The 3,594-nt window shown below is 34.2% G+C and carries 2 protein-coding genes and 1 pseudogene; all 3 read right to left on the bottom strand.

The features are described from left to right. The coding region (locus tag AC1DIV_RS29775) for a Tn3 family transposase (protein ID WP_477577941.1) at positions 1-2,583 on the bottom strand (2,583 nt) is incomplete at its 3' end. 89 nt (positions 2,584-2,672) lie between these two features. After that, positions 2,673-3,239 (bottom strand): recombinase family protein, encoded by a 567-nt coding sequence (locus AC1DIV_RS29770; RefSeq protein WP_066154495.1) that lies wholly within the window; start codon positions 3,237-3,239, stop codon positions 2,673-2,675. Between the two features lie 204 nt (positions 3,240-3,443). Further along, positions 3,444-3,575, bottom strand: a pseudogene (locus AC1DIV_RS29765) (glucose-6-phosphate isomerase); the annotation flags it as partial. Between the last annotated feature and the right edge of the window lie 19 nt (positions 3,576-3,594).

The raw sequence follows: 3,594 nt of genomic DNA, 5'->3' as shown, positions 1-3,594 counted from the left end.
CAAAAATACAGTTCTTACAATCCTTCCTAATTCCCTAAAAGCTTGATATAATCGGTTTTTTCTACTATAGTTACTTAGTTTTCTAAGTAGTGTAGAGGGTAATATTTTACCAGCTTTTATAGAAAGAACCACTTGGAGCAGATCTTGCCAGTGTGTTTCAATTAGGTCCCAGTCAACGGTATCACTAAACAACTGATCAATGTGGTGATATTTTGTGTCCTTATCAGCCCTGTAAAATTTTAAATCCTTCCAATTTCGAATACGAGGCATTAAATTAATCCCCAATAAATGTGCAAGTGCAAAAACAGGCGTTGATTGACCTTGCGTATCAGCATGTAACGTATCGGGCTGAATGTCTGATTTATTTTTCAGCAAACCATCAATAATATAAACTGCTTCCCAAACTCCACATGGAATGAAGTGACTAAAGAGTGCAATATAAGTATCTGAAACATGATGATATGCAATCCCCCCATAACCTCCGTATCGAATGTGGTATTCAGAGATTAAGTTTTCTTCGTAGAGATCAAATTTTGTTCCATCTGCAGCAGCCGTTTTTCCATCACCCCATAGTCTAGGCAAACTAAATTGATTGTATTGATTTAAAATATTACGAATAGCTTCGTCTATTTTAGATGCATTAATATGTCGCCGATTTACAAATGAAATCATGTGTGGGGTTACTGCTTTTTTCATGTGCTTAGAAGTCTGTGTTGGTCCTAAATTACATCCGTATCCAAAAGAAGTAATGATATAACGTTCCATTGCATTTTCAAGCTTAGGATCTGAACCAGATAATGGTCCAAAATGCCGTGTCCAATTTGTCCAATGTTCTACATTACAAAGAATATCTAAGACATTTCGTTCAGGTAACCGTTGAGAAATAACTACCTCTAACGCCTTACTTGTCTGAGGTTGTTCTTTTCTCATTATTTTTCTCAACGTTGGTTCTCCATTTTCATTAATGATTACCTGGCCGTTATCAGGGTAGTTTAAATCTACTTTTTGTGCAGTATCTCCTAGCCAGAGCTTTAATTGTTGAACAAAATCCCCTGAATTTGAAGAAAAGCCAAGTTCCTTACAGTATTCATCTACCATAGGTTTACACTCATCCCAAGAAAGGAGCTGTTCACGGTAATCAGCAAAATTCTCTGATCCTTTTACACAAAGGTCTCCCGTTTTTAAATCGCTTGCAAGATAGGAAAAAATACAGATTTCAAGGTGTTTACGATGGATTAAGTTATTTTCTTTAGGTACATAAATCGTTTTTTTCCACTGTTCACTAGCAAATGAAAGATCCAAATCTATTTGTAGCTTTACAATTTTTCGGTTCTCATTATCACGTAAAAATTGTAAAGCTTCTAAAAGTGATTGATCCTGTGTGGTTGAATTAATTTCAATCATACTAATCAATCTAAAAAGAGTTTTCCTGTGGCTTTTATAGAACTTCCATAAAAGAGGAAGGTAGTTATTGCCATTATATGATGAAATTGATTCACAATCTTCTTTTAATGCGTCGATACCACCTCTTCTCCCTAATAACTCCCTTATTTTCTGACCAGTCAAGGTATCGTTCTCATTTATACTTGTGGCATTTAAGACTTCCGCCAAAACAGATATAAGATTTTCAGTTTTTGATCTATGTTTTTCTCGAAGAAGTTCTAGCTCCTCTTTGCCTTTGTTATGTATAGTTCTGACTCTTTTGAGAAACATCTCTACCAAACTATCTATAGCTGAAATTTTTGAGCGATAAATCATACAAAGTAGCAGCATATATCTTTTAGCTAAATTAAAGTCTTTTAATTCTGATGCATCAAGCGCTTTTGCTTCTAAAGCGAAGTGTTTAATTTTTAAATTTGGAATATCCTCTAGTAAGCTATCAATTTCTTCTATAAAATCAGTTAACAGAAGTAACCTATTTTGTATTTCTTTCATATGCGAAAGTGTTGCGCTTTTTGGAATTTCTTTTAATAAGTTATATTCAGAAGTCCGATTATCATTTTTAGTAACTAGTAATTGATCTAATTTTCGCTCAATTTCAGGAGTCAATTTTGAAAATACTGAATTAAATAACTGGTGATTCACTAATGTTCTTATACGACGAGCCAATCGATCTAATGTACTAAAAGCAGGTAATTCACACCTTTCTTTTATTAATATTTCAATGGATACGTTGATAAGATCGGCTGGATTGTCCATTACCTGTGTAGCCTTATAAATTGAAGTAGTTGCAATATGTAAGGCTTCTTTTCCATAAGGACGTACATTGAGGTAATCTCTAATTGCTTTTTGATGTCGGTAAATTGATTTACTATTGTAATTCGGTTCAACACTAGCAGAGAGATTCAAACAGGTCCGAATATGAATCATGATCTCTACAGGAATATCTTTCGGTGGAGGAAAGTAACCAAGTCGTTGGAAAGACTTTAACATAACTAATAGACTTAGAACTGAAACAGGTCCTCTAGCAACTTTATGCGCAAATTGGTTTTCTTCAGGTGTAGGGGAGTAAACATCACGAAGTTCTTTTGAAGTAGGACGTTTTTTAAATCTTGGATAAGCCGTACGTTCTATAGATGACAAATTACCAACTCCATTCAAATTAAGTTGGGGGTGGTGACAGAGTAGCTGCCCTAGTCCGTCACATAATTCCCTAAAAATATAAGAGATTATTAATTTGCTTCTACTAGTTTTCTTTTATTAATCGCTCGATATAATGATCCCTGTGAAAGTCCTGTACCTTCTACAATTTCTTTTACCGAGTATTCTTTACTGTCATACATCCTCAAGGCTATTTCAATTTTCCCTTGATCCACTTTAGGCCTTCCTAGTTTTTTTCCTCTTCTTTTACTCGCTTCTAACCCTTCTTTAACTCTTTCTACAATTAAATTTCTTTCTAACTCTGCGATGACACACATCATTTGAAACATGGCTTTTCCCGTTGATGTTCTTGTATCCATGTTCTCCTTAATAGAAACGAACTTTACACCAGTATCCTCGAATTGCTGAATAATAGAAAGAATATCAAGTGTTTTTCTCCCTAAGCGTGAAATACTTTCTACTACAACGGTATCACCTTTCCTTATTACATCTAGCAATGAGTTAAGTCCATCTCTATCCTTTGTAGTCCCAGTAAATTTCTCTTGAACCATTTTTTCACAGCCGTACTCAGAAAGTAATATAATTTGTCGGTCTAAATTTTGGTCAACTGTCGAAACTCGAGCATAACCGATTATCATAAAGAAGCCTCCTGCACAATTTAATAATCTAATTGTACAAGAGACATCATTTTTGTAAAAGTATTTGGTAAAACTTTTGGTAATTATTTTTGGTAACCTATAAAATTAGTAAAATCAAGCATCAGTATTTCTCATAAATATTGTTACAAAAAATATGGTTTTTGGTAACAATCTTTTTATTAATACAAAACCAATCAGATATAATTATTTTGATAAACGCTCCATGAGAGTAGCTTTTTCTGCTTCAAAACCAGGTTTGTCAAGTAAAGCAAACATATTCTTCTTGTATGCTTCGACTCCAGGCTGGTCAAATGGGTTAACTCCTAATAGATGGCCTAACTCCTAATAGATGGCC

Source organism: Peribacillus sp. 05N428, from assembly GCF_056397085.1.
The sequence above is the reverse complement of the archived record's forward strand: the minus strand, read 5'-3'. Positions and strand labels throughout refer to the sequence as shown.

Coding starts and splice junctions, on each gene's coding strand:
- AC1DIV_RS29770 (WP_066154495.1), bottom strand. CDS start 3,239: ATGATAATCGGTTATGCTCGAGTTTCGACAGTTGACCAAAATTTAGAC.